This is a genomic window from Solwaraspora sp. WMMD792 (assembly GCF_029626105.1).
In the GTDB taxonomy this organism is placed as follows: Bacteria; Actinomycetota; Actinomycetes; order Mycobacteriales; family Micromonosporaceae; genus Micromonospora_E.
On sequence record NZ_JARUBH010000002.1, the window covers coordinates 1 to 23,253 of the forward strand.

General features: G+C 73.8%; 34 protein-coding genes and 1 pseudogene. 28 read left to right on the top strand and 7 right to left on the bottom strand.

Features of this window, described 5'->3' with window-relative positions:
- Window positions 1-41 precede the first annotated feature (41 nt).
- The 6 genes from O7629_RS00120 (at window position 42) to O7629_RS00145 (ending at window position 5,250) form a co-directional block, all read left to right on the top strand.
- Window positions 42-2,699, top strand: a complete 2,658-nt coding sequence (locus tag O7629_RS00120) for a hypothetical protein (RefSeq protein WP_278127515.1) — start codon at window positions 42-44, stop codon at window positions 2,697-2,699.
- Entirely contained in the window at window positions 2,696-3,184 is a 489-nt protein-coding gene (locus O7629_RS00125) for a hypothetical protein (protein WP_278127514.1), read from the top strand. The genes O7629_RS00120 and O7629_RS00125 overlap by 4 nt, the downstream gene beginning before the upstream one ends.
- A gap of 117 nt (window positions 3,185-3,301) precedes the next feature.
- On the top strand, window positions 3,302-4,162 hold the full coding sequence (locus O7629_RS00130; protein ID WP_278166962.1) for a peptidoglycan recognition family protein: 861 nt from the start codon (window positions 3,302-3,304) through the stop codon (window positions 4,160-4,162).
- Window positions 4,162-4,656 (top strand): hypothetical protein, encoded by a 495-nt coding sequence (locus tag O7629_RS00135; protein WP_278127512.1) that lies wholly within the window; start codon window positions 4,162-4,164, stop codon window positions 4,654-4,656. Before O7629_RS00130 ends, O7629_RS00135 begins: the two co-directional genes overlap by 1 nt.
- Before the next feature lie 25 nt (window positions 4,657-4,681).
- On the top strand, window positions 4,682-4,981 hold the full coding sequence (locus O7629_RS00140) for a hypothetical protein (protein ID WP_278127511.1): 300 nt from the start codon (window positions 4,682-4,684) through the stop codon (window positions 4,979-4,981).
- 2 nt (window positions 4,982-4,983) lie between these two features.
- Window positions 4,984-5,250, top strand: a complete 267-nt coding sequence (locus O7629_RS00145; protein WP_278127510.1) for a hypothetical protein — start codon at window positions 4,984-4,986, stop codon at window positions 5,248-5,250.
- Window positions 5,251-5,308: 58 nt separating this feature from the next.
- Here the strand turns inward: O7629_RS00145 and O7629_RS00150 are convergent, their stop codons facing one another.
- From O7629_RS00150 to O7629_RS00170, 5 genes are all read right to left on the bottom strand, one after another.
- Window positions 5,309-5,734, bottom strand: coding sequence for a hypothetical protein (locus O7629_RS00150; RefSeq protein ID WP_278166963.1), 426 nt, complete (start codon window positions 5,732-5,734; stop codon window positions 5,309-5,311).
- Between the two features lie 175 nt (window positions 5,735-5,909).
- Window positions 5,910-6,119: a hypothetical protein gene (locus O7629_RS00155; protein ID WP_278166964.1), complete on the bottom strand. Its 210-nt coding sequence runs from the start codon at window positions 6,117-6,119 to the stop codon at window positions 5,910-5,912.
- Window positions 6,120-6,309: 190 nt separating this feature from the next.
- Complete coding sequence (locus tag O7629_RS00160) at window positions 6,310-6,501, bottom strand: hypothetical protein (protein WP_278166965.1); 192 nt, start codon at window positions 6,499-6,501, stop codon at window positions 6,310-6,312.
- Window positions 6,498-6,779 carry a hypothetical protein gene (locus O7629_RS00165; protein ID WP_278166967.1) on the bottom strand — a complete coding sequence of 94 codons (282 nt, stop codon included), beginning with the start codon at window positions 6,777-6,779 and terminating at the stop codon, window positions 6,498-6,500. Before O7629_RS00165 ends, O7629_RS00160 begins: the two co-directional genes overlap by 4 nt.
- The gene (locus O7629_RS00170; protein WP_278166968.1) at window positions 6,776-6,949 is read right to left on the bottom strand and encodes a hypothetical protein; all 174 of its coding nucleotides are present in this window, start codon (window positions 6,947-6,949) and stop codon (window positions 6,776-6,778) included. Before O7629_RS00170 ends, O7629_RS00165 begins: the two co-directional genes overlap by 4 nt.
- 237 nt (window positions 6,950-7,186) lie before the next feature.
- On the opposite strand from O7629_RS00170, the gene O7629_RS00175 reads away from it, so the two are divergent.
- The gene (locus tag O7629_RS00175; protein WP_278166970.1) at window positions 7,187-7,951 is read left to right on the top strand and encodes a GntR family transcriptional regulator; all 765 of its coding nucleotides are present in this window, start codon (window positions 7,187-7,189) and stop codon (window positions 7,949-7,951) included.
- A 5-nt stretch (window positions 7,952-7,956) separates the two neighbouring features.
- Window positions 7,957-8,295: a hypothetical protein gene (locus O7629_RS00180; protein ID WP_278166971.1), complete on the top strand. Its 339-nt coding sequence runs from the start codon at window positions 7,957-7,959 to the stop codon at window positions 8,293-8,295.
- Window positions 8,296-8,749: 454 nt separating this feature from the next.
- Here the strand turns inward: O7629_RS00180 and O7629_RS00185 are convergent, their stop codons facing one another.
- Window positions 8,750-10,051 (bottom strand): glycosyltransferase, encoded by a 1,302-nt coding sequence (locus tag O7629_RS00185; RefSeq protein ID WP_278166972.1) that lies wholly within the window; start codon window positions 10,049-10,051, stop codon window positions 8,750-8,752.
- A gap of 142 nt (window positions 10,052-10,193) precedes the next feature.
- Between O7629_RS00185 and deoC the strand changes: the two genes are divergently transcribed.
- From deoC to O7629_RS00200, 3 genes and pseudogenes are all read left to right on the top strand, one after another.
- Window positions 10,194-11,159, top strand: a complete 966-nt coding sequence (gene deoC / locus O7629_RS00190) for a deoxyribose-phosphate aldolase (protein WP_278166973.1) — start codon at window positions 10,194-10,196, stop codon at window positions 11,157-11,159.
- 5 nt (window positions 11,160-11,164) lie between these two features.
- On the top strand, window positions 11,165-12,595 hold the full coding sequence (locus O7629_RS00195) for an aldehyde dehydrogenase family protein (RefSeq protein ID WP_278166974.1): 1,431 nt from the start codon (window positions 11,165-11,167) through the stop codon (window positions 12,593-12,595).
- Window positions 12,588-13,166, top strand: a pseudogene (locus O7629_RS00200) (aldehyde dehydrogenase family protein); the annotation flags it as partial. The gene O7629_RS00195 and the pseudogene O7629_RS00200, both read left to right, overlap by 8 nt.
- Window positions 13,167-13,440: 274 nt before the next feature.
- On the opposite strand, the gene O7629_RS00205 reads toward O7629_RS00200, so the two are convergent.
- Window positions 13,441-13,695, bottom strand: coding sequence for a hypothetical protein (locus O7629_RS00205; RefSeq protein WP_278166994.1), 255 nt, complete (start codon window positions 13,693-13,695; stop codon window positions 13,441-13,443).
- A gap of 83 nt (window positions 13,696-13,778) precedes the next feature.
- Here O7629_RS00205 and O7629_RS00210 point away from each other — a divergent pair, with 83 nt between their 5' ends.
- The 17 genes from O7629_RS00210 (at window position 13,779) to O7629_RS00290 (ending at window position 22,887) form a co-directional block, all read left to right on the top strand.
- The gene (locus tag O7629_RS00210) at window positions 13,779-15,287 is read left to right on the top strand and encodes a hypothetical protein (RefSeq protein WP_278166975.1); all 1,509 of its coding nucleotides are present in this window, start codon (window positions 13,779-13,781) and stop codon (window positions 15,285-15,287) included.
- Window positions 15,284-15,979, top strand: a complete 696-nt coding sequence (locus tag O7629_RS00215; RefSeq protein ID WP_278166976.1) for a hypothetical protein — start codon at window positions 15,284-15,286, stop codon at window positions 15,977-15,979. The genes O7629_RS00210 and O7629_RS00215 overlap by 4 nt, the downstream gene beginning before the upstream one ends.
- Window positions 15,976-16,227 carry a hypothetical protein gene (locus O7629_RS00220; protein ID WP_278166977.1) on the top strand — a complete coding sequence of 84 codons (252 nt, stop codon included), beginning with the start codon at window positions 15,976-15,978 and terminating at the stop codon, window positions 16,225-16,227. Before O7629_RS00215 ends, O7629_RS00220 begins: the two co-directional genes overlap by 4 nt.
- Entirely contained in the window at window positions 16,224-16,664 is a 441-nt protein-coding gene (locus O7629_RS00225) for a hypothetical protein (protein ID WP_278166978.1), read from the top strand. Before O7629_RS00220 ends, O7629_RS00225 begins: the two co-directional genes overlap by 4 nt.
- The gene (locus O7629_RS00230) at window positions 16,661-17,080 is read left to right on the top strand and encodes a hypothetical protein (protein ID WP_278166979.1); all 420 of its coding nucleotides are present in this window, start codon (window positions 16,661-16,663) and stop codon (window positions 17,078-17,080) included. Before O7629_RS00225 ends, O7629_RS00230 begins: the two co-directional genes overlap by 4 nt.
- Window positions 17,077-17,391, top strand: coding sequence for a hypothetical protein (locus O7629_RS00235; RefSeq protein WP_278166980.1), 315 nt, complete (start codon window positions 17,077-17,079; stop codon window positions 17,389-17,391). Before O7629_RS00230 ends, O7629_RS00235 begins: the two co-directional genes overlap by 4 nt.
- Entirely contained in the window at window positions 17,388-18,305 is a 918-nt protein-coding gene (locus O7629_RS00240) for a hypothetical protein (protein ID WP_278166981.1), read from the top strand. The genes O7629_RS00235 and O7629_RS00240 overlap by 4 nt, the downstream gene beginning before the upstream one ends.
- On the top strand, window positions 18,302-18,793 hold the full coding sequence (locus O7629_RS00245) for a hypothetical protein (RefSeq protein WP_278166982.1): 492 nt from the start codon (window positions 18,302-18,304) through the stop codon (window positions 18,791-18,793). Before O7629_RS00240 ends, O7629_RS00245 begins: the two co-directional genes overlap by 4 nt.
- A complete protein-coding gene (locus tag O7629_RS00250; protein ID WP_278166983.1) occupies window positions 18,790-19,056 on the top strand; it encodes a DUF6011 domain-containing protein in 267 nt (88 codons plus the stop codon). Before O7629_RS00245 ends, O7629_RS00250 begins: the two co-directional genes overlap by 4 nt.
- A complete protein-coding gene (locus O7629_RS00255; protein ID WP_278166984.1) occupies window positions 19,053-19,286 on the top strand; it encodes a hypothetical protein in 234 nt (77 codons plus the stop codon). Before O7629_RS00250 ends, O7629_RS00255 begins: the two co-directional genes overlap by 4 nt.
- Window positions 19,276-19,671 (top strand): hypothetical protein, encoded by a 396-nt coding sequence (locus tag O7629_RS00260; protein WP_278166985.1) that lies wholly within the window; start codon window positions 19,276-19,278, stop codon window positions 19,669-19,671. The genes O7629_RS00255 and O7629_RS00260 overlap by 11 nt, the downstream gene beginning before the upstream one ends.
- On the top strand, window positions 19,664-19,891 hold the full coding sequence (locus tag O7629_RS00265) for a hypothetical protein (protein WP_278166986.1): 228 nt from the start codon (window positions 19,664-19,666) through the stop codon (window positions 19,889-19,891). The genes O7629_RS00260 and O7629_RS00265 overlap by 8 nt, the downstream gene beginning before the upstream one ends.
- Entirely contained in the window at window positions 19,884-20,192 is a 309-nt protein-coding gene (locus O7629_RS00270) for a hypothetical protein (RefSeq protein ID WP_278166987.1), read from the top strand. Before O7629_RS00265 ends, O7629_RS00270 begins: the two co-directional genes overlap by 8 nt.
- Window positions 20,193-20,513 (top strand): hypothetical protein, encoded by a 321-nt coding sequence (locus O7629_RS00275; protein WP_278166988.1) that lies wholly within the window; start codon window positions 20,193-20,195, stop codon window positions 20,511-20,513.
- Between the two features lie 118 nt (window positions 20,514-20,631).
- Entirely contained in the window at window positions 20,632-21,789 is a 1,158-nt protein-coding gene (locus tag O7629_RS00280; RefSeq protein ID WP_278166989.1) for a hypothetical protein, read from the top strand.
- The gene (locus O7629_RS00285; protein ID WP_278166990.1) at window positions 21,782-22,588 is read left to right on the top strand and encodes a hypothetical protein; all 807 of its coding nucleotides are present in this window, start codon (window positions 21,782-21,784) and stop codon (window positions 22,586-22,588) included. Before O7629_RS00280 ends, O7629_RS00285 begins: the two co-directional genes overlap by 8 nt.
- Window positions 22,585-22,887 (top strand): hypothetical protein, encoded by a 303-nt coding sequence (locus O7629_RS00290; protein WP_278166992.1) that lies wholly within the window; start codon window positions 22,585-22,587, stop codon window positions 22,885-22,887. The genes O7629_RS00285 and O7629_RS00290 overlap by 4 nt, the downstream gene beginning before the upstream one ends.
- Window positions 22,888-23,253: the final 366 nt, after the last annotated feature.

The window sequence follows — 23,253 nt, forward strand, 5'->3', positions numbered from 1 at the left end:
CGCGGGAACGTGCAGTTGGCGTTCGGGCAGCGGGGTGCCCGGTGAGCACCCGTTTCACGCCGGTCACTGAGCTGTTCTACGCCGGCGAGTGGCATGACATCTCGGCGGATGTGTTCAACAAGCGGAAGGTGCGGATCACCCGGGGCACGCAGAACGAGGGCGGCGAGCCGGATGCGGCGACCTGCACTTTGATGATCAACAACGGTGCGTCGCGGGTCGCGGCGGGCGTGGTGGGCCGCTATTCGCGGCGCAATCCGCGCTCGGATCTGTTCGGGGTGATCGGTCGGCGGGTGCCGATCCGGGTCACCGTGCCGCAGCTGACCACCGCGCCGGTGCGGTTCGTCGGCGATGTGCTGGAGTGGCCGGCGCAGTGGGATCTGACCGCGTCGGTGCGGTGGGTGGAGGTCACCGCGTACGGGCTGCGGCACACGGTGTCGGCCGCGCCGCTGCAGTCCGCGTTGCGGCGTGCGATCCCGGCGACCGGGCCGGCCGGCTACTGGCCGTTGGAGGATCCGGCGGGGGCGCCGCTGGCCCGGTCACCGATCCCCGGGTGCCCGCCGGCGCGGCCGTTCGGCTACTCCCGGTTCGAGGCGCCGAACACTGGTGAGCCGATCCCTCCGGCCGGGCTGCCGGAGTTCGGCACCGGTGATGTCGGGCCGGGGTCCGCGCCGGTGGTGGATCTGTCCCGGGGCGGCACCCTGCGGGGCCTGGTGCCTCAGCCGGCGGGCGGGTCCGGGTGGCGTGTCGAGTGGGTGATGACCCAGCCCCGGGACCAGGCCGACTCCCGGACGCCGATCTGGTGGGAGACGACCGACGCGTTCACGGATCATCCGTCCGAGGAGACGATGCGCTACGAGGCCAACGTCGCTCCTGAGGGTCTCACCGTCTTCTATGGTCGGGCGTTGACCAGCTTCGGGTCGGGCTGGGCCGCGTTCACGATCGCCGACGGGCTGCCGCACCACTACCGGGTCGACGGTGACCAGGACGGCGGCAACATCCGGATCCGAGTCTGGGTGGACGGCCTGCTGGCCGCGACCGTCGCCAGCTTCAGCGACACGCTTGCCGGCACGGTAGGGCAGGTCACGGAGTGGGTGCTCAACCCGCGTGAGCGGGAGAACGGCGACGACCTGATGCCGTCGCTGGGGCACGTCGCGATCTGGTCACCGGTCCCGGGCACCTCGGACACCGTGTCAGCTGCCACCGGCCACGCCGGCGAGACCGCCGGGGACCGGTTCGAGCGGCTCTGCGCCGAGGAGTCGGTGCCCGGCTCCTCGCTGATCGGTGACGCCGCGTCGTCGGCGCCGATGGGTCCGCAGCGGCGGTTGTCGGTGCTGGAGTTGCTGCAGGAGTGCGCGGACGCGGACGACGCGATCCTCACCGAGGCGCGCGGCACCCGGGCGCTGGTGATGCGGCTGCGGTCCACCCTGTACAACCAGACGCCGTTGGTGCTGGCGCACGGGTCCGGTCGGCTGGCGTCCCCGTTGACGCCGGTCGACGACGACAAGCTGATCGTCAACGACGTCACCCTGCGGAGCACGGCCGGCGCCGAGACACGCATCGTCCAGGAGACAGGTGCGCTGAACGTGCAGGATCCGACGGACGATCCGGACGGGGTCGGCCGGATGCCGGTCGAGCTGGACCGCAACGTCGCCGACGCGGCCGAGCTGGAGTCGGCGGCGTGGTGGATGCTGTCGGCCGGCACGATCGACGAGACCCGGTTCCCGCAGATCCCGGTGGATCTGACGTCGCTGGCGTGGGACGACACCGCCCGCGACGCGGCCGCCGCCGTCGACGTCGGTGACCTGGTCCAGCTGCAGGGCCTGGACGCGTTCGGGCTGCCGCCGGACCCGGTCGAGCAGATCGTCGAGGGCTACGCGGAGGAGTTCGACCTGTCGTCGCTGCGGATCACGTGGTCGACGAGCCCCGCCGCGCTGTACCGGGTCGGTGTGCTGGCGTCAACGACCCGCACGGGCACCCGCGGATCGGTGACCACCGCCGACGTCGACGCCGGGGTCGACACGGCGCTGCCGGTGGCGAGAGCCGCCGGGAACCGATCGCTGTGGACCGTCCGGCCGCCGGACTACCCGATGGAGGTGCTGGTGTCCGGGGTGCGGTTGACCGCCACCAGCTGCGCCCAGGCCGGTCCCGTCAACCCCAACGGAACGTTCGAGGTTGACGCGTCGGGCTGGTCCGGCACCGGCGGCACCGTCGGCCGGTCGACCGCGCAGGCGCACACCGGGTCGGCGTCGCTGCTGCTGACTCCCGACGGGGTCAGCGCCGAGGCGATCGCCGCCACCGATGTCATCCCGGTGCACGCCCTGGACGGCGCGTACGCGTGGACCTGGTCGGCGTGGGTGCGGTGCGCGTCGACGCGTGTCATCGACATGCAGATCCTGTGGTATGACGACGGCGGCGGTCTGCTGGGCACCACCACGGTGACGGCCGGCGTCATCGCCGACACGTGGACCCAGCTCACCGCGACCTCGTCCCCGCCGGCGTCGGCGGCGCGGGTCTCCGGTCGGGTCCGGTTGACCGGCACCCCGACGTCGGGGGTGCTGACCTACATCGACGACGCCGAACTGTTCGAGCCGGGCCGGCAGACGTTCACCATCGCGGCCACCCCGGTCAACGGCGTGGTCAAGACCATCCTGGCCGGATCACCGGTCCGGCCCGTAGCGCCGTGGAGGCTCGCCCGATGACCATCGCCGACGGCCAGATCGTCACCGGCGACGACCTGGCGACCCTGGTCGACCCGCCGGCCGCCGTCCTGCGGATGTCGTCCGCGCAGGAGATCCTGGCGTCCACTGATACGAGCGTCGAATGGGACGTGGCGGAGCTGGACACGCACGGCGGCTGGGACTCCGGCGAGCCGACCCGATACACGTGCCAGGTCGACGGCTGGTACGAGGTCTCCGGCCACATCATGTGGGAGCCGTACGTCGCCGACCGACGCCTGGCCTGGCTGTGGCTCAACGGCGTGTCGGTCCTCGGCTCGCGGGAAGTCATCTGGCCGGCGACGTCGGACACGGCACTGTCGGTGGCGCACGCGCCGCTGCTGCGCATGGAGACCGGCGACTACGTGGAGGTCCGTGTCCGGCAGGCCACGGCCACCCCGCTCGACGTGCAATCCGGCACCAACCAGGCGGCATCGGCGCTGTATGTCCACTACCGCCGGCCACTGTAGAGAGGAATGACATGGCTCTGCTCATCGTGCTCGCCGCCGCCGCGCTGGTCGGCCTGGTCGGCGGGCTGCTCGCCTACGCAGCAGGCTGGGACGACGACTTCCCGGAGGTGTCCTGAATTGGCCAGATGGACAGACCTCGCCACCTGGCGTGGCCCTACCGTGAACAGCGGCAACGGCACCGGCAAACCCGACGAGCCGGCGGACCGCCTGGACGCGCATCACGGCGTCGTGGTGCACATCGCCGCCGGATACTTCGACGGCACCATCACCTGGCAGCGCAACCCGGCGTCGCGGGTGTCGTCGCACTTCATCGTGGCCAAGGACGGCCGGATCGCACAGATGGTCGACACCGACATCCGGGCATGGACCCAGCGGGCCGGCAACCGCACCTGGCTCAGCATCGAGAACGAAGGCTTCCTGCCGGACCCGCTGACCCCGCCGCAACTGGAGTCGAACGCCCAGCTGTTGGCCCGTGCCCACACCGAGCACGGTGTGCGGCTGCAGATCGCGTCGTCCCCTGACGGCCGCGGTCTCGGCCACCACAGCATGGGCGCCGAGAACGGATACGACTGGGGACACAGCCAATGCCCGGGGCCGGCGATCGTTGCCCAGAAGCCGGCGATCGTGGCCAGGGCGAAGCAAATCGTCGAAGGAGATGACGTGATCAGTGAGGAAGACCTCCGCAGGATCGCTATCGCGGTCAACGGCTGGATTTACCCCAAGGATGGGCCGGCGCTGCACACGGCGGCCCGTGGTGCCGCCGCTGATGCCGCGAGAGCGGTTCGTGACGTCGCAACCCTGCGGGTGGAGGTGCGGGAGGCGCTCGGCCGGGACTGGGTCGACGAGGACGCCATCATCGCCGGGGTGCTGACCGGGCTCGCCGCCCGGCCACCGGAGGAAGCGGCGACCGCCCTGGTCGCGGTCCTCGGCGAGGAGCGCGCCGCCGCGCTCGGCCGGGCGCTGCTCGCCACCAACTGATGGACCCAGGCCTACTCACCGCGCTGGTCGGCGCCGGCGCGGCGGTGCTCGGCGCCGCGGTCGGCGGGCCGGCCGCCGGCGCAATGGTCGGCCGCCGGCTCCGCCAGGCCCAGGCCCAGCACGCCGCCGCCCAGGCGAAGCACCTGCAGGCCGAGACGACCCGGATCAGCCAGGACGTCTACCAGCAGCTGACAAGTGACCTGCGAGACGCGCTGGACCGGGCCCGGAGCCAGATCACCGACCTGCGTGAGGCGTTGCGGCTCACCAGTGCTGAAGAGGAGAGGCTTCGCCAGCGGGTGACCGACCTGGAGTCACGGCTGGCGCAACTGGCGACCGCTGAGGCGGGCCTGGCCGACGAGCTACGCCGGACCCAAGGCGACCGGGACCGGCTTCGTGAGGTCCTGGCCGCCCGCGACGCCACGATCCTGCAGCTGCGCGGCCAGGTCGAGGACCTGACCGCACAGTTGCACCTTGCCCGCCCATCGCCGGCATAGAGCCGGTGAAAGATAGGAGACCCTCGTGCCACAGACCCCGACCGATCCAGCCGATCCGCTGCAGGCGGCGGCCGGCACCCGCGCCGGCATCGAGGCCGCGCTGACCGGCCGACACCGGTCGACCGTCCAGATCGCCCGGCACCTTGCCTGGTCGCACCTGCCGCCACCGCTGGCCGCCGTATCTGCCCGCATCGGCAGCGCGGTGCTCGACCTCGTCGCGGACCTCCCGGACGGTCCGGAGCTGACCACCGCGATTCGCCGGGCGGTCGAGGCGAAGGACTGCCTTGTCCGCGCGGCCGTCGACGCGACCGACGAGGAGCGATGACCATGGCCAGTCCTGTCACCACCCAGTCCCGCCACCCGTGGCGGGCCACCCTCCGGACGGCCGTCGCCGCGGCGATCGCCGCGCTGCCGCTGATCCCGCTCGCCGCGACCGAGGCCGGAATCGACACCGTGCCGGCCGTCGCCGGCGTCGTCGCGGTCACCGGCGCCATCACCCGAGTCATGGCCATCCCCGGCGTCGACGCCTGGATGCGGCGGTACGCGCCGTGGCTGGCGTCCGCACCCCGACACGAGGTCCCGCCTGGACGCTGACCTCCGTACACAGCAGCGGCCCCGCACCGAGTCCGGTGCGGGGCCGCTCCGCCATGTCTCAGAAGTCTGGACAGATGTACTGCCGCACCACAGCCAGGATCTGGGTGGCGGTCTCCTCCCCGAACCCGTCCGGATACCCCGGCGCCGAAAATCGCAAGTTCGTGAGCTGGACGAGCTTTGCCTCGTCTGCCTCGCCGTTGCCGATTGACTGGCACTGGCTCCGGCCACGGTCGATGATCGTCTTCTCGTCCTTGTCTCCGACGATGTCCGGGTTGATGTCCTTCAGCGCGCTGATGTAGGCAGCCCAATCTTCAGGCGATGGGGTAGGCGGGATCCCGGCGGCCGCAGCGGCGGAGGCAAGGCTGTCGTCCGCCGGTGCCGACGTCGGGGCCGGCGTGGCCGCGTCCTCGTCAGAGCCGGCACCGCAGCCCAGAGCGGTGACGGCGGCCGCCACGATCGCGGCCACCAACATTCTGTTACGCACGTCGTCTCCTCGGTTCTCGTGGGGCCCCGCCGTCGCCGGCCGGGGCGGGGCCGTCGGGGTACGGGCGGGCGCGATCACGGTGCCAGCGGCGGCCGCAGCACGCCATCGGACCGTCGGGCAGGCGACACCCACCGTTACGGGGATGAGACTCGGGTGCACCGCCGCATGCTCGTGGCTAGGCCCACTCCACCACGACACGCCAGCGCGCCGGCCACCACGGCTCACCGGTCTGGGCGCGCAGCCACACCCCCGGCGCGGCGGCGGTCACGTCCAGGCAGAGCAGCTGCCCGCTCCGACCGTAGACCCGGACGACGATCACGGCCGTGACGGCACGGTGCACCGCCATGGCCTTGAGAGCAGGGTGGTCCGGCGTGGCCACCGCCACGACAGCAGCGGATGGTCGGCCACGCCGGCATCGTCCAGCTCATCCCGTCGGTCCGCGCGCCACTGCACCGCGCGGATCAGGTCGGGGCACCCCTCGGGCTCGCACTCCGGGCATCGTGGCCAGACCGGTGGTGGCGGGCCGTGGTGGATGGCCAGTATTCGCGCCGCCGTGGCGTCGTCCATCGGCCCGGTCATATGGATCGCCGCACCAGGCGGTACTTGGCGATGGCCCGGCGGGTACGGGCCCACACCAGCTGCGGGCAGTCCTCGGTGCCGGGGCAGTCGGTGTGACAGCGGTGGCCGGCGGCGTGTGCGTGCACGGCGCCGGCCGCCGCGTCGTCGATGTCCTGATCGGTGATCGGCCCGTCGTCCATCGCGGTCACCGCGTTGGACTCCCGTCGATCCAGGTCCACGCCACGAACCGCTCGTGCAGCTCGGCAGGGTCGGTGATACCCGCCTCGCGAGCCGCGACGGTCAGCATCTCGCCGATGTCGACCGACAGCGCGAGCGGTTCGCTGGCGTACGCCTCCGCCAGCTGGACGCGGGCCGGCGAACACGGCCAGGGCGTACCGTCCGGGCACACGACGCAGTCCCACGTCGGCCGGTGCGGGGTGTGTGCCGGCTCGACGGCCGGGGCGGCCGGTCTGGACGTGCCGGTCACGGCAGGATGGTGCGGCCGCCGTTGCCGCCGCGCTGGTCGGCACGGTCGGTGCGGGTCGCAGGCCGGGTGTCGGTCGGCCGGGCGGGCTGGTCGACCCACCGGCGGCGGCCGGGCACCGGACGGACGACGTCGACCACGCCTGCGTCGCGGAGGAACCACTTCCCGATCATCTTCGCGCTCCTCGAGTCAGCGGGGCGGCGGCCCGGCGAGCACGGGGGAACCCGGCCGGACCGCCGCCGATCCGGGGTGGCCCGGCCCCGCGGATCCGCGCGCTGGATGCCGATCAGGACCGGGCCGGCTGGGCGGCTGAGCGGCCCGCCCATCTTTGCGTACGCAAAGCGTTGGACTGAGTGTGACCGCAGTAACGACGCGACGTCAAGGCTTTGCGTACGCCTAAACTGGGCCACATGGCGGGCTATCGGGAGATCGCAGCGGACCTCCGCGAGGCGATCGCGGCGGGCGAGTACGCGCCCGGCGCCCAGATCCCGACCGAGCACGCCCTGGCAGAGCGGTACGGCGTGTCACGGGAGACGGTGCGTCGGGCACTGGCCGAACTGCGCGCCGCCGGCGTACTCGAGTCGGCCCGGGCCGCAGGAACGCGAGTCGCGGCGCCACCGGTGCGGCTGGCGCTGGCGCGGTACGCAGCCGTCGCCGACCCCGCCCGCACTCGGGCGAACCTCGGCCCGTGGGAGACCGCCTGCGCCGACCAGGGCATCGACGGGTCGGTGGAAGTCGTATCGGTCGAGGAGGCCATACCTGCACCACCCGGCGTAGCCGCGCGGCTGGCTCTGCCTGCCGGCGCCTCAATGGTGCTGCGCCGCCGTCGCCACTTGATGGACGGCCGTGTCGTCCAGCTGCATGAGTCGTGGATGCCGCGTGACCTGGTGGCGGGCACGGCGCTCGCCGGGCAGGGCAAGGTGGTCGGCGGCGTGTACGCCGCGTTGGCCGCTGCCGGCATGCGGCCGGCGACCGCGAGCGAGGAGCTGTCGGCGCGGCCTGCTGCGTTGGCCGAGCAATCGGACCTGGGCTTGGCGGCGGTGGGCTGGGTGCTTGAGCTGTGGCGCACGACGCGAGACGTCACCGGCCGGCCGCTGGAGGCGTTGCAGGTGGTGTCGGATGCCCGCCGGGTGACGTACGTGTACGACGATCTGCCGATACGGGGCGAGAGGTGACCATCATGGACCGGGTCCAGGCGTTGGAAAAGCTGACCGCGGCCGCTACGGCGGTCGACGAGGCCGAGGCTGAGATGCTGGCGGCTGCCGCGCTGGACACCGTGATGTCCCATCCAGGGCTGCGGTACGCGCCCGTCGACCAACGGGCCACCAGGTGGGTGGCGGCGTGCGACGGCGTGCTGCTCGGGTACCTGTGGTCGGAGCCGGGGCGGCTGCTCGGCGGGTGGACAGCCGCACGGCTGGACGAGTCAGACCGGCTCGGCCCGTTCTCCACTGGTCGGGCCGCCGCAGCGGCGCTCGCCCGGCACTGTGGTGCAGCTCCTGCACACACCGGCCCAACGTAACTGCTAGTGATCTAAAGTTGACATTGAGCCGGGGGGGGGGGGGGTCCTCGATGAGGGGTTCAGCCCCACCCCCGCCCCCCGCCCCGGCTCAGTCTCCAGATCGGACGACGGGCCGGCCAAGGCGGTGCCGGTCAAGGCGGTGCCGGTCCATGAACCCATCCGCGTACGCGCGTGCCACGGCGCGGCTGCGGGTGCGGGAGATCGCGGCGTGTGCCGCGACGCCAGCCGCGAGCGCGGCGGCGGCGATAATCGGTGTGGACAGTCGTTCGAGCATCATCGGTGATGCGCCTCCGGCAGTGGAGTCCCCGTTTGAAGATCTCACCGTAAGTGGATCGCTACGGCATTGACCTCGGGTGATCGGCCGGGATCCCAGCCAGCAGGACGCGAGGGTCATACGTCTGTCCGACCGGATGATCATCCAGTTAGGTGCCCCTCAGTCATGGTTGACGACTGATCAACGACGAGTACGTCCACGGTCGTTGAACCTACTCGCCAGCCCGGCGGCCGACGCATACACCTCACGGATCGCCTCGGCGTAGCGGGCCGGGGTGTGTTCGGCGCAGCGGGCCGCCGCCGCGGCCGCCTGCCGGCGGGCCGTGTCCGGGTCGAGCAGCAGCCGCAGCACCCCGCCGGCCAGCGCACCCGGCTGCGGCTCGGTGCGCAGTGCGGCGCCGGCAAGCGCGCCGTGCGCGTGCAACGCCCGGTCGACAAGTACCACCGGCACCCCGGCCAGGCCGGCTTCCTGCAGGACCAATGCCTGGGTGTCGGTCTGCGAGGCGAACGCGAACACCTCGGCGGCCCCGTACGCCGCAGCCACCACCTCCGGACCCTGCTGGCCGGTGAGGGTGATCCGGGCAGCCACCCGAGGGTCGATGGTGCGCAGCAGCGCGGCCAGCCAGCGCGGCTCGTACAGGGCACCGACCAGCACCAGCCGGGCGGTCGGGCAGCCGACCAGCACCCGCTCGAACGCGGTGATCAGCAGGTCGATGCCCTTCTCCCGGTTGATCCGACCCACGTAGAGGACCACCCGGTCGCTGGGCGTGATGCCGTGGCCGTACCGGAAGGCGTTGATCTCGTCGGCGGTGGTGCGGCGGGCCGCGACCCCGGTCGGCACCAGGTGCACCCGGTCGGCGGGCACCGGCAGGTGGATTCGGTCCAGCACCGCCCGGGTCGGCACCACCACCGCGTCGGCGCCGCCGAGCAGCAGGGTGTTGGTGGCGTCCATGGCGGCCCGGCGGCGGGCGACGGCGCCGCTGGCCATCGGCCGGTGGTCACGGGCGTGGCCGGCCGGTGCCGCCGCCGGGCGGGGTACGCCGAGCCGGCGGGCGTACAGCCGGACGCCGGCGCTGAGCGCACGGGCCGGCACCCGGTACGCGTCGGCGTACGCGTGCAGGTCGGTGTGGTAGGTCTGGACCAGCGGCAGACCGAGCCGGCGGGCGGTGAGGACGCCGAGCAGCCCGACCGGTCCGGGGGTGTGCACGTGCACCACGTCCGGGGCGTGGGCGGCGATCTCGGCGATGGTGCCGGTGGCGGCGGCGCCGCGCAGCAGCCACGGCGACAACCGCAGGTCGGCGACTCCGCAGGGCAGCGCACGTAGCCGCAGCACGTCCGCCTCGGTCGGCTGGTCCGGGTGCCGGGGCACCACGATCAGGCCGGGATGCCCGGCGGCGGCCGACGCCGCCGCGAGAGTCCGCAGCGAGGTGACCACCCCGTCGCGGCGGGGCAGGTACGTGTCGGTGAAGTGCACTGCTCGCACGTCAGGCACGGTGGGTCACCGGGGCCAACATGATGTAACGGTAGGCCAACAGCGCCGTTAAGTCTGCTCGTCCGATCAGCCGACGGCCAAGATCGTGAACTCGCTGGCGACGTAGACTCGCGGGCATGACAGGACTCGCGGCATGGCAGCGGTGAGCACCCCGGCACCCGCGCGCCACGATCTGGCCGAGGTGGGGCGGAACGCGGCAACCCTGCGTAGCTTCCTGCACGGGCTGCCCGGCGTCGATGAGGTCGGCGCGCGGCAGCGGGCCGCGACGCTCGGCACCCGGTCGATCAAGACGACGGCCAAGGCGTGGGCGATCGACCTGGCCGTCCGGATGGTCGATCTGACCACCCTCGAAGGCGCCGACACCCCCGGCAAGGTACGCGCGTTGTGCGCCAAGGCCCGCCGCCCCGACCCGACCGACCCGGACTGCCCACCGGTCGCCGCGGTCTGCGTCTACCCGTCGATGGTGCCGACCGCCGCCGAGGCGCTCACCGGCTCCGGCGTGCACCTGGCCAGCGTGGCCACCGCCTTCCCGTCCGGGCAGGCGCCGCTGGAGGTGAAGCTGGCCGACACCCGGGCGGCAGTCGCCGCCGGCGCCGACGAGATCGACATGGTGATCAACCGGGGGGCGTTCCTCGCCGGCCGCTACGAGCAGGTGTACGCCGAGATCGTCGCGGTCAAGCAGGCCTGCGGCGACGCCCATCTCAAGGTCATCCTGGAGACCGGGGAGCTGGCCACCTACGACAACGTGCGCCGCGCCTCCTGGCTGGCGATGCTGGCCGGCGGCGACTTCATCAAGACCTCCACCGGCAAGGTGCCGGTCGCCGCGACCCTGCCCGTCACCCTGATCATGCTGGAGGCGGTACGGGACTTCTACGCCGCCACCGGGCGGCGGATCGGCGTCAAGCCGGCCGGCGGCATCCGCACCACCAAGGACGCGATCAAGTACCTGGTGCTGGTCAACGAGACCGCCGGCGACGAGTGGCTCACCCCCGACCTGTTCCGGTTCGGCGCTTCCACCCTGCTCAACGACCTGCTGATGCAGCGGTCGAAGCTGCACACCGGGGTCTACTCCGGTCCCGACTACGTCACCCTGGACTGATCAGCGTGTTCGACTACGCACCGGCACCCGAGTCCCGCTCGGTCGTCACCATCCGCGACTCGTACGGCCTGTTCATCGACGGCGAGTTCGTCGACCCGACCGACGGCGGGGCCCGCAAGACCGTCAACCCGGCCACCGAGGAGGTCCTCGCCGAGGTCGCCGAGGCCGGCCCCGGCGACGTCGACCGGGCGGTGGCCGCCGCGCGTACGGCGTACCAGCGGGTCTGGGGTCCGATGCCCGGCCGCGACCGGGCCAAGTACCTGTTCCGGATCGCCCGGGCGCTCGCCGAACGCAGCCGCGAGCTGGCCGTGCTCGAGTCGCTGGACAACGGCAAACCGATCCGCGAGTCCCGTGACGTCGACCTGCCGCTGGCGTCGGCGCACTTCTTCTACTACGCCGGCTGGGCCGACAAGCTGCCGTACGCCGGTTTCGGCCCGGACCCGCGCCCGCTCGGCGTCGCCGGCCAGGTCATCCCGTGGAACTTCCCGCTGCTGATGCTGGCCTGGAAGATCGCCCCGGCGCTGGCCGCCGGCAACACCGTGGTGCTCAAACCGGCCGAGACGACCCCGCTGACCGCGCTGCTGTTCGCCGAGATCTGCCAGCAGGCCGACCTGCCACCCGGTGTGGTCAACATCGTCACCGGCGCCGGCGCCACCGGGCAGGCCGTCGTCGGCCACCCCGACGTCGACAAGGTCGCCTTCACCGGATCCACCGACGTCGGCCGGCAGATCGCCCGTACGGTCGCCGGCAGCCGCAAGAAGCTCACCCTGGAGCTGGGCGGCAAGGCCGCCAACATCGTCTTCGACGACGCCCCGATCGACCAGGCCGTCGAAGGCATCGTCAACGGCATCTTCTTCAACCAGGGCCACGTCTGCTGCGCCGGTTCCCGGCTGCTGGTCCAGGAATCGATCGCCGAGCCGCTACTGGAGTCGTTGAAGCGGCGGATGGCCCGGCTGCGCGTCGGCGACCCGCTGGACAAGAACACCGACGTCGGGGCGATCAACTCGGCCGCCCAGCTGGACCGGATCCGTACCCTGGCCGCCGCCGGCACCGACGAGGGCGCACAGGCCTGGTCGCCGCCGTGTGACCTGCCCGAGCAGGGCTTCTGGTTCGCGCCGACCCTGTTCACCGGGGTCAGCCAGGCGCACCGGATCGCCCGCGAGGAGATCTTCGGCCCGGTGCTGTCCGTGCTGACCTTCCGCACCCCGGATGAGGCCATCGCCAAGGCCAACAACACACCGTACGGGCTGTCCGCCGGCATCTGGTCGGAGAAGGGTTCCCGGATCCTGTGGGCCGCCGACCGGCTGCGCGCCGGGGTGGTGTGGGCGAACACGTTCAACAAGTTCGACCCGACGTCGCCGTTCGGCGGCTACCAGGAGTCGGGCTACGGCCGCGAGGGCGGCCGGCACGGGCTGGAGGCGTACCTCGATGTCTGACAGTGCTGCCGTGGCCGCCGCCGGACCGGCGCGGGTGGCCGTGCGCAAGACGTACAAGCTGTTCATCGGCGGGAAGTTTCCGCGCAGCGAGTCGGGACGGACGTACCAGGTGCAGGACTCCAACGTGGCGCTCGCCTCCCGCAAGGACCTCCGCGACGCCGTGGTCGCCGCCCGGGCGGCGGTGAAAGGCTGGTCGGGCGCGACCGCGTACAACCGGGGTCAGATTCTCTACCGGGTCGCCGAGATGCTGGAGGGCCGACGCGAGCAGTTCGTCGCGCTAGGCGAGCCGGCCGGCGAGGTCGACGCGGCGATCGACCGCTGGGTCTGGTACGCCGGCTGGTCCGACAAGCTCCCCCAGGTGTACGGCGGCGTCAACCCGGTCGCCGGGCCGTACTTCAACCTGTCGACGCCGGAGCCGACCGGAGTGGCCGGGGTCGTCGCGCCGGCCGAGCCGTCGCTGCTCGGCGTGGTCAGCGTCGTCGCCCCGGTGATCGTCAGCGGCAACACGGCGGTGGTGCTGGCCTCGCCGACCCGCCCGTTGGCGGCGGTCACCCTGGCCGAGGTGCTGAGTCCCGGCCGCTGGCTCGGCCCGCGACCCGCGTCCTCGGTTCGCCGGCCGCCTCGGGCTGGCGGGGCAGGGGCGCGGCATGATCACCATCCACAAGACGGCCACCAGGGGCGCTGTCTCACGTTCCGCCCTGGTGGATGGACCGGCCCTCCTGGTGGCTGGTCCAGCTCGGCCGGCGGCGGCTGCTTGGGAGGGCGCCGCCGCCGGCCGGGTAACCCCGGTCTTCCCCGGCCGGCCGGGACCTGGAGTGGTCCCCACGGGCCGACTCCAGCGGTCGCTACGACCGGCCGGCCGGGGAGCACTTCGTGCGCTGCGCCTGCTGCTCGGCGTGGCCCTCGTGCTGGGCGCGCTGGTCGGCCTGGTCGCGGTCGGCGGCGCCGAGCTGCTGACGCGCGGGCTGGTCGACCCGGCCGCCCTGGCCGCCGCCGGCGCCCTGGTGCTGTTCGCCGCCACCGCCCCGGTCCGCCGGTCTTCCCCACGGCGGTCCGGGCGTCGTCGGGTGCGTGCGCCGTGCCGGGGAGGGCCGGCGCACGCACCCCATCCACAAACGGCAGCGGCCCTCGCCGCGACATCGGCAAGGGCCACCCATCCCAACCATCGACGTGAGAGGTCGACGTGGAACACGAGAGTACCGAAAACCAACCGGACACCGTACCGACCAGGTCCGACATCTGCGGCCAGCCGGCCGTCAACACCGTGGTGGCCACCACCAACGACGACTCCGGCCAGCCGACCCCGATCCGCCCGGGTGTGATCCGGACCGGGGCGTACGCCGGCACCGTCTCGACGTGCGATGCGCACGTCGACCAGGCCACCGCCGGCCTGCGCGCCGCCGGCCTCGTGGTCGATGTGTTCGCGCCGATCATCCCGACGGCGGCGGTGTGCGGCGAGATCTGGCGGGTCGCCGCCGACTCGGTGCTCACCCCCGACGGCGGACCGGAGCACCAGGCGCTGCAGCGGGCGGCGGCGGGCACCGGCCCCGGTCCGGAGACCGCACCGGTCGACCCGACCCCCGACCCCGACCCGGCCGGTGACGCCGGCGGGCACGGGGTGGCGGGCGGCTGGTCCGGCCCGGCCGGCTGCGGCGCCAGGTGCCTCTGCGGGCTGGCCGTGGACGGATTCGACAGCATGGCTCCGGCGCTGGCGCTGCTGGACGAGCACATCGCCGGCGCCACCACCGCCGACTCGCCGGAGGACGTGCCGGTGTCCCCGGCCGCTGACGTCGCCGTCGACGTCGTCCAGCGGTGCGGCCGGCCGGCGGTGGCCGGTGTGGCGACGCAGCCACACCCGCTGCGCTGGACCGGCCCACGGACGTACGCGGGCACCATCTGGGTTTGCGCCGGGCACGAGGACGTGGTGACGGAACAGGCCCGGACCGGCGGGCTGGACACCGGGCTGGTCGGCGCTCCGGAGCGGGTGCGGTGCGGCGAGATCTCCGCCGAGGGAGTTGACCTGGCCGACGTGCCGGCCGGCGCGTGGCCGCGCCTGGCGGTGCTCGCAGCTGCGAACGTCACCGCCGTCGACGCCGGCCGGGCCCCAGACGACGCGATTCCGTCGGTGCGTGCCACCGAGCTGCGGCCGGGGATGTGGGTGGCGACCGGCCGGGACGACGTGCCCGGTGTCGAGGTCCGCGCCGTCGAGGTTGGCGCCGCCGGACTGGTCGGGGTGCTCCTGGCCGGCCCGGAGTACGCCGAGCACCACGCCGACGACCTGGTGCCGCTGGTCGACGAGGAGACGGTGGCCGCCGCTGCCGAGGCGCTGCGTGTGCGGACCCGCCGTCAGCTGATGCTGGACGGGCTGCGCGCCCTGGTCGCGGCCGCCGAGCGGGACCCGTCGATCCTGCCGGTCGACCGGCTGCAGGTGACCGGCCGCGCCGCCAACCTCGCCGGTCTGCAGGCGTTCGCCGCCGAGCTCGGCTCCGACGTGGTCCCGGTCGGTGAGCGCCTGGTCGCCGAGCTGCTGACCGGCGGCGGTCCGGCCGATGACCTCGGCGGGTCGTCCGCGCCGCTGTCGATCGAGATGTACGTCTACAACGACGCCGACCCCGCCGACCAGCCGGCCCCGCCTGCGCGGGGAACCGCCGCCGTGGTGGTGCCGGCACAGCCGACCGGGGGTGACCTGTGACCGCCAAGATCGGACCGTACAACAGCGAGGACGAGGCGTTGGCCGCGCCACTGCCCCGGCAACTGGCCGAACTGCACACCACCGGCCGCATCCGGCCCGGTGACGGCACGGCCGAGGGCACGCGCCGGGCAGCCCTGATCGCCGCCGCCGTCGACGCCGGCGTCGAGCTGGGCGACCTGGACCACCGGGTGCTCGCCTGGCTGGCCAGCTGGGAGACCGCGACCGTGCAGGTCGTGATCGGCCTCCTGGCGCGGGCGCACGCCGCCGGCCGGGCCGCCGGCCCGGCACCGCTGGCGCAGGACCCGCCACGCCCCCCGGCCACCCCGGCACCGGGCCAGCCGGCCGACGTCACCGCCGCGCTGCTGGCCGAGGCAACCGACCCGTGCGAGGCCGCCGCCGTCGAACTGCTGGCCGGCGCCGGCCTGCTCGACCACCCGGCCGTGACCCGACGCATCACCTCACCCGGCGTCGTCGGATGGAACGCCCTGCACCTGGCCGCACTGGATGACGCCCTGGGCGACGACATCACCGACGCCCAGCACCACCTTCTGTCCCTGGCCTGCAGCCTGGGCAGCCGCGGACTGCTCCCGGCCTGCCTCCGCCAAGCCCTGTGGGGCATGTGGGAGACCCCGGACACGGCCGGCCTGGTGCTCGGCGCGATCCGGACCGCCCTGGGCGGTGATCGCCGGTGACCACGGGGATCGCAGCCGCGCTGCCCGAGGCCGGCGGGCTGCTGATCATGGCGCTGATCGTCGCTGGCGGGCACGCGGTGCGGGTGCTGGCCGGTCGGGCACGCCGTGCGGCCGCCGCCCGGCGGGCTGATCGGGCGGCCCGGGTGGCGGCCCGGCAGGCGCGGCGGGCCGCTGCCGACCGGGCGTGGCACGACCGCCTGGCCGCGCTGCTCGACGAGCACCAGCCGGCGGGAGGTGCGCGCCGATGAAGGTGTTCGCCTCGCATTTCTGGGCCGGGTCCGGATGGTGGACGGCGCCGATCCACCCGCTGTGGCTGGCGGCCGCGCTGCTGCTGTTCGCGGGCGCGCTCCGGGCCGCCGTGGTGGTGCGCCGCCGGCGGACCCGCCGCCTGAACGAGCACTGGGCGTCCGTGACCGCCGCCCTCGCCGTCCGGCCGCGCCATCACGACCTGTCGACCTGGGCGGTCGTCGCGATCACCGTGGCGGTGTCGGTACCGGTCAGCGCGGTGATCGGCGCGGTGGTGGCGCTGATCGCGGTCACCGTGGCCGGTGCGGGCCGGGGCGACCCCTGGGCCCGTGCCGCCCGCGTGGCGGGCCTGACCCGCGACGTCCGCGACGCCCTGGACCTCGCCCGCCCCAGCACCACCGCCCACGACCAGACCGAGCAGAGAGGACAGCAGCAATGATTCTGCTGATCGTCGCGGCAGCCTGCCTGGTGGTCGCCGCGCTCGCGGCCGCCGTGCGCCGGGGCCTCCTCAGCACCGCCGCCGCCGAGGACCGGCACGAGGGCTGGGACATGCACACCGGGGAGTTGTCGGCGCTGCGCGTCGAGCTGACGCAGGACCTGCCCGCCTCAGCCCTGCCGTGGCCGGAGCCGGTCGACGGCGAACGCTGGCCGGAGCCCGTGACCGGACGTACGGCGCCCGCTGGCGGGGTGTACCGCTCGGCTCCGGTGCCCGTCGTGGACACGGGCCGGCGCCGGGCGGAGCCGCCGGACGACGGCACCGGCCAGTGGGCCGCCGCGAACCCAGCCACAGCAGGCGTCAATCCGTGGTTCGCGCAGCACGTGGCCAGGTCGACGGCCCGGGGCGGGTCGTGGTGACCGCCGGTACGCCCGGGTGGCCGCGCCGTGCGGCCACCCGGGCCCCGGCCCCACCGGCGGAGCTCGCCGGCGCGGCCGGCGCACGCGCACAGGTGTGGATCGCGGTCGCCCGTGCCGGTGTCACCGCCCACAAGATCCGGCCGACGACCGACGACAAGCAGCGCCGGACGGTGTGCGGCCGGTTCGTCAGCTCCGCCGAGCGGGAGCAGGGCCAGGTGCTCGCGGCCGCCGTGGTCGCCGAGCGCTACCGCGCGGCCTGGTGCCCGCACTGCTGGCCATCACCCCAGACACAGACAGAGGTGAGCCGATGACGGCCAACCTGCCGGTGTACGGCGTGCGGGAGATCCCGGACGGCCTGGCCACGGTGACGATGCTGCGCCGGATGCGCCGCAAGCCCGCACCCGACCAGGCCCCGGCCGGCATCCTCCGCTACAGCCGCGGCAAGGACACCACGCACCTGTTCACGGTCGCCGACACCGTGGCGATGCGGCCGCTGACCGCCCGGCAGCGGGCGGCGGCCGAGGCCAGCCGCGTCTACCCCCGGCACTGCGAGGTGTGCGGGTGGGACGCCGGCGGGCCGCTGCCGTCGAACGGCCGTGGCGCGCACCGGTGCCCGGCCTGCGACGCCGAGGACCGCTACGACCAAGTCCGCGCCTGGCGCGCCCAGCAGCGGTCCGAGGCCTCCGCCTGGGCCGCCGAGGCACTCGCTGACCCGACCGCCATGGTGGTGGCGACCCGGTCGATCGACCTGGCCCCCGCCGGGCCGGGGCAGACGGTGAAGCGGACCGCCGTCGCCGAACTCGTCGTCGTGTCGCTCGCCGATCCGGCGGTGGACCGGCTGCACATCACGTTGATCCCGGACCGGCGGCCGAAACGCAAGCGGGACCTGCCGGCCGGCGGCCGGCTCGTCGAGGCCGCCGCGCCGGGCGTGGCGGCCTGGGTGACCGGTCGGCGGGTCGTGGCCTGGTCGGAGTGGGAGGTCTCCGCCCTGGACTGGGACCTGCGGGACGCCGGAGTCCAGCCACCCCGGCCGGGGACGCGGCTGATCTACCTGCCGCGTCTGCGGGCGATGAGCCACCAGTACAGCCAGTGGTGCGGACACATCGGGTCGGCCGGCGTGGTCGACCAGTCGCGGCCGCCGGGCGGCCCGGTGGAGGAAGTCGACTGGATCGTCGACACGCTGCGCCGGATGGCCGCCTCACCGGTTCGGGGAGTCAGCCAGTGACCGGGCAGACCCAGCCGGCGCTGTGGCGGGTGCCGCCGGAGACCCGGACGGCGCTCGAGTCACCGGAGTTGCTGGTCGACCTGGCGGCCGCGATCGAGTCGGCGGACGCCGCAGCAGCGGGTGAGAGCCGCTGGTCGCGGGCGGTCGCCGCCGCTGGTCGGGTCCGCGATGTGCTGCGGGCCCGGATGGTGCCGGAGGCCGCGCCCCGGTCCTGCCAGTCGCCGGCCCTGCTGCGCGTCGCGGAGGAACGGCTCCGGCAGATCGAACGCAAGCGGTACGACGCCGTCCACGATGACCAGCGCACGTCCGGCCAGCTGTGGCAGATGGCGTGCTGGTGGGCCGATCCGGAGTCGACCTGGCTCGACTGGCCGTACGTCGATGGCTATCCGGAGCACGGTGACCGCGTCGCCGACCTCGTGCGTGCCGCCGCCCTGCTGACGGCCGAGGCGGACCGGATGCTGCGGCTCAGAGCCCAGGGACTGGCGTGACCGCGCGCCCGCCGGCCCGGCCGGACCTGCCTCCGGTGCTGTGCCTGGACTGCGCGACGCCGCTCACCGACCCCAAAGCGCGGGCGCGTCGGGTCGGATCGCTGTGCTGGCGGCGCCGGCGGGCCGAGGCCCGCCGCCAGGAACAGGCGGCGGCCGCCTCGGTGCTCCCCGACCCGGTGCGGGTGCGTGGCGGCCGCGACGCCGGCCACGACGGACCAACGCTCGTCGACCCGGCCGGCGTCATCGAGGAGGCATCCCGGTGACCCGCCGCACCCCGGCCCGGTCGCGGGTACCGCCGCACCTCCACCAGGCCACACGAGATCTGCCGGCGGACCACCGTGGCCGCCGGGTCTGTGTCGTGTGCGGGCTGCTCGGCGAGCCGGGCGACGCGCACCACCCGATCACCCTGCCAACCACCCCGGTGTCCCCGGTCCTCGCCGCCGCTGCGGCGGCTCGGGACGCCGCGATCTTGGGAGAACGAGATGCCGATTGAGGATGACGAGTTCGAGACGGCGTACCGGGCCGCGATGGCTGCCCGGCCGGGTCAGGCCGTCTACCCGGACGACGTCCGCAGGTCACTCGGCCAGGCCCGGCGGCCCGCCCTCCGGACGCCGGCACCGGTCCGGCCCGCCCCCGTCAAGCCGGTGGCCCGGCCGGCCGTCGCCGAACCGGCGCCAGCGTCGCCGGCGGCCGCCGTGGCGTCGACGGGCGTCGAGCGCGCGGGTTGGCTCGGCCGGCGCTGGCGGTGGCACGCCACGGTGATCACTCCGTCCGGCGACGAGCACACCGTCACCGGCCACGCGTGGCGCTGGGCGACGGCGTGTGACCGCGCTGCCCGGGTCGCGCAGATCCTGCTGACGCAGGTGACCGATGGGTGACCCGACCAAGCCCGCGCGACAGGAGCTGGGGACTGAGGTCTGGGTGCACAGCACGTGGGACCACCTCATCAGGGTCCGCGACCACCTAGGGCTGATCGGCCTCCTCGTCGTGCCGACCACCAAGGCTGGCAAGCCAGCACCGGTCGATCCGCAGCTCATCAGCAAGGGCCGGTACTCCTGGCACGGCCGCTACCACCTGACCGGAGGCGGCGGTGCGTAACCGCGACCTCCGGCGTGTGCAGCAGGACTTGGCCGCCCGGCGGGCCCGGACACCGGCCGAGGCCGCCGAGCGTGCCCACCGTGGTGCCGCGCTGGTGCGGCGGGCGCTCGCCGGCGAACCGGTCCCGGACCCACCGCAGGCGACCGCCGGGCCTCGGCCGGCCCGGCCGCCGGTGCTGGACGAACTGGTGTCCTGCGCGGGCTGCTACCGGCCGCACGTCGGCGAGCCGGGCTCGCTGTGCGAGGCCTGCGCCGGCGCGCAGCCGGTGCGACTGGACGACATCGAGACGGGAGTGGGCTGAGTGACGAGTCAGCAGGATGTGGAGGCGGCGGTCCGGGCCGAGCTCGGCCGCCTCGCCTGCGACGCCGTTCAGGCGCTCCGCCGGGTCGGCGTGCCGGTGCCGGTGATGCCCGGCACGGCGGCCGCCGCCAACGAGGTGGAGGCGCTGCGCGCGCAGGTCGCCCGCCTGACTGAGCAGCGGACCGCCCTTATCCGGCTATGCCAGCAGATCCTCGACAGGTGCGGCGGGCAACTTGGCGGGCCGTTCCTGCTGCTCGCCGTGGCCGAGGGCTGGCGGCGGCAACTGGCCGAGGCGTCTGCCGACGACCCGCCGCCCGACTGAGTCCATCGCCCTTGCCCAGCTGCTGTTCTCCGTGGCCCGGCCTGCCGAAACGGCGGGCCGGGCCGCATCGCATCCACAGGAATCCATAGACGTTGATGATCATCTACGGGGGGCGGTAATGCCCTACTGGCTCGAAGACGACGCCTTCCCGAACTGGCCGGTGTGGGATGTGCTCAGCGCAGGGAACGTCGACATGGCGGACCGGCTGCAGTCCGCGTACGTCCGATGCAAGAGCACGACCGCCGGCGTGCTCGCGGACGGCTACCTCACCGAGCAGGCCGCGTTGACTCAGTGCCGGGGCCGGCCCAAGGTCCTGGCGCTGCTGGCGACGGCGGTGCTGGACCGGCCGCCCTTGCTCCACCGGCGTGGTGATGAGTGCGAGTGCCTCGGCGACGGCGTGTGGATCGACGGCTACGCCTACCGCGTCCATGCGTTCTCAAAGCGGAACCCGTCGCGCAAGGAGTACAACCGCAACCGCGCGCAGAAGGCTGATTTGCGCGACAGCAGGCTGAAGGCACTGGTGTACGGCCGCGACGGCGGCTGCTGCCGCTTCTGCCACAGCGGGCCACTTAACCCCAAGAGCGGCCGCGCGAAGGACGCACGCAAGCGTCTGCAGTACGACCACGTCGACCCAGACGCGCCGGCCGGCCCCGAGGGACGCAACCTCGTCGTGGCGTGTGGCCGGTGCAACGAGTCCAAGGGGCACAGGACGCCCGACGAGGCGGACATGGTGCTGCTGCCCCCGCCCACCCCGGAGGAGGCCGCCGCGTGGCACGCGCGCGGCCCCGTCGTGCTCGACCCGCCGCCGGCCAGCGCCATCCCGGCCGCCCCGGCGGATCACCGACCGATCAGCGACCAATCAACGACGAACCACGAACACGAACAAAAACCGACCAGTGATCGCGATGACGAACCGATCACCGGTCCCGACAGTGATGCGAACGACGATCACACGCCACCACTGCACCCAACACCAGCACCGACCAGCGACGGCCCGATGAGGGAACAGCGCCCGGAAGGGTCCGGGCTGGGTCGGGGCGGGCCACCGCGCTCATCAGCACCGCCACCCCCGCCCGCCGCAGCCTGGACCGGCCAGCCAGTGAGGTCCCAGGAGTACCCGGACATCTACCACCGACGCAGCCGCGGACCTGCCAGACCAACCGCACCACCACCAGCCGACCACCCAGCGATCCCCGACCCCGGCCCACCGGACTACCGCTGGCCCGCCGGGTCGGTGCCCACCCGTCCGCCCGGAGAGGAACCCACCGGTGGCTAACCAGACCGACCCGACGCCGGACGCGGTGCGCGGGCAGATCGAGGCGCTGCGGGAGGCCTACTCGTGGCTGGCCCTGCTGGTCGAGCCGGGCCGGGAGCGCCGGCCGGGCCGGCCGGTCGATGACGCCCAGGCGGAGCGGCTGGAGGCGCAGGGCCGGGCGGATCGCGCGTACCGGCAGTGGAACATCTCCCGTGGCCTGTCGGCTCTGCCCCCGTCGCCGGCGGCCGCCTCGGTCACGGTGGTCGACGCGCAGGCCTCCGTACGCCGGCGGGTGCTGGACATCGCGCACCGGGTGGCCGCCTGGCAGCACGCCAGCTGGGTCGGCGGGCCCGACGTCGACCAGGTGCTGTCCTGGCTCGACGAGGCCGGGCCGGGCCGGCCGGCGGTCGTCGACGAGCTACGCGACCGCCGACGACTCAGCTGGCTCGTCGACGAGCTGGCGACCGCCGTCGCGTCCGCCCGGCAGGCGGCCGGGGTGGTGGCAGAGCCGGTGCGGCCGGTGGCGTGGCGCTGCCCGGCCTGCGGGTCGCCGTCGCTGCAGCTGGCCCACCCGGGCGCGGACAAGTCGCTGTGGACCATCTCGTGTGTCCGACGGGCCTGCCGGTGCGCGGGTGCCGGGTGCGGGTGTCTGCGGCGGGACCGCCGTCAGGGCCTCGCCCACGTCTGGACTCGGGCGGAGCTGCCAACGCTGGCGCAGGCGGTGGCGATCGCGGACCGGGTCGCCCGGCAAGGGCGGCCGGTGACCGGTTCGGCGGCGGCCGGGCATGGCGGCTGGTCGGATCGGCGGACCGTACGGTGAGCGGGGTGGTCGTCGACGGGCAGGGCCGGCAGTGGTGGACCACCTCGTACGCCGTGCTGCAGCTGCAGGTGGCCCGCCACTGCCTGGGTGATTGGGTGCGCAGGTCCCGTGCTGCCGGGCATGTCGCCGGTGCCGATCCGGCGGACTGCCCGGCCTGCCCGCCCGACGCGGCCGCGTTCCCTCACGTCGACCCGCCGGCACGCCGTGGCCGGGTGTACGGCTATCAGGCTGAGCAGTTGTTGAACGTCGAGGCACATACCGGACGCGCGGGCCGGCCAGGGCGACGGAGGGCACTTTGACAAGATCGCGTTCCAATCTCATCATTGGTGCAGCGCCAGGAGTCTGCCCACGATCGGGAAGTGCGGCGTGATGGATCCCCGCCCCCGCAAGACCCCCAGCCAGTGGCGTACCGCCCCGTTGCCCCGGGGGTGGCGGACCCGGATCGTCCCGCGGATCCTGCGCCGCGACCGCACGTGCACGTTGCGCACGCATTGCAGGGGCGCACAGTCCACCGAGGTCGACCACATCGGCGACCCGGAGGATCACGGCGACCACAACCTTCGCGGGGTGTGCTCGCGGTGTCACGCGCATCGGACCGGGCAGCAGGGCGCGGCAGCGAGCAACGCGGCGCGGCCGACGAGGCGGCGGCCGGATCGAGGCGCCCC

Coding starts and splice junctions, on each gene's coding strand:
- O7629_RS00125 (WP_278127514.1), top strand. CDS start 2,696: ATGACCATCGCCGACGGCCAGATCGTCACCGGCGACGACCTGGCGACC.
- O7629_RS00135 (WP_278127512.1), top strand. CDS start 4,162: ATGGACCCAGGCCTACTCACCGCGCTGGTCGGCGCCGGCGCGGCGGTG.
- O7629_RS00145 (WP_278127510.1), top strand. CDS start 4,984: ATGGCCAGTCCTGTCACCACCCAGTCCCGCCACCCGTGGCGGGCCACC.
- O7629_RS00170 (WP_278166968.1), bottom strand. CDS start 6,949: ATGATCGGGAAGTGGTTCCTCCGCGACGCAGGCGTGGTCGACGTCGTC.
- O7629_RS00175 (WP_278166970.1), top strand. CDS start 7,187: ATGGCGGGCTATCGGGAGATCGCAGCGGACCTCCGCGAGGCGATCGCG.
- O7629_RS00180 (WP_278166971.1), top strand. CDS start 7,957: ATGGACCGGGTCCAGGCGTTGGAAAAGCTGACCGCGGCCGCTACGGCG.
- deoC (WP_278166973.1), top strand. CDS start 10,194: ATGGCAGCGGTGAGCACCCCGGCACCCGCGCGCCACGATCTGGCCGAG.
- O7629_RS00225 (WP_278166978.1), top strand. CDS start 16,224: ATGAAGGTGTTCGCCTCGCATTTCTGGGCCGGGTCCGGATGGTGGACG.
- O7629_RS00230 (WP_278166979.1), top strand. CDS start 16,661: ATGATTCTGCTGATCGTCGCGGCAGCCTGCCTGGTGGTCGCCGCGCTC.
- O7629_RS00240 (WP_278166981.1), top strand. CDS start 17,388: ATGACGGCCAACCTGCCGGTGTACGGCGTGCGGGAGATCCCGGACGGC.
- O7629_RS00260 (WP_278166985.1), top strand. CDS start 19,276: ATGCCGATTGAGGATGACGAGTTCGAGACGGCGTACCGGGCCGCGATG.
- O7629_RS00265 (WP_278166986.1), top strand. CDS start 19,664: ATGGGTGACCCGACCAAGCCCGCGCGACAGGAGCTGGGGACTGAGGTC.
- O7629_RS00280 (WP_278166989.1), top strand. CDS start 20,632: ATGCCCTACTGGCTCGAAGACGACGCCTTCCCGAACTGGCCGGTGTGG.